Source organism: Palleronia sediminis, assembly GCF_004358695.1.
Taxonomy (GTDB): Bacteria; Pseudomonadota; Alphaproteobacteria; order Rhodobacterales; family Rhodobacteraceae; genus Palleronia; species Palleronia sediminis.
On sequence record NZ_SNAA01000069.1, the window covers coordinates 1 to 287 of the forward strand.

The 287-nt window shown below is 60.6% G+C and carries 1 protein-coding gene; it reads left to right on the top strand.

Annotation, left to right across the window (positions count from 1 at the left end):
- On the top strand, positions 1 to 287 hold a 287-nt coding region (locus tag E2L08_RS16875), incomplete at both ends, for a fibronectin type III domain-containing protein (RefSeq protein ID WP_133398235.1).

The following is a 287-nucleotide window of genomic DNA, read 5'->3' on the forward strand; positions in this document are numbered from 1 at the left end:
GATCAACTGGATGGGCGCTGCGGTGGGACGCAGCTACGATGTCGAACGCGCCGCCTCACCGACCGGGCCGTGGACGGTGGTGGGCCGGGATATCTCCGATGGCGTTAACGAATGGAATCCGGAAACCATGGTTCTGTTCCGCGACGATTATCGTCAGCTTCAGCTCGGGCACACGTATTACTACCGGGTGACGGCGAAAAACGAGAGCGGTCGTTCGGCCCCTTCCAATGTGATTAGCGTGCAGCATAGCGAGGAGAATCAGCCGCCGGTTGTCACGCTGGAACCGG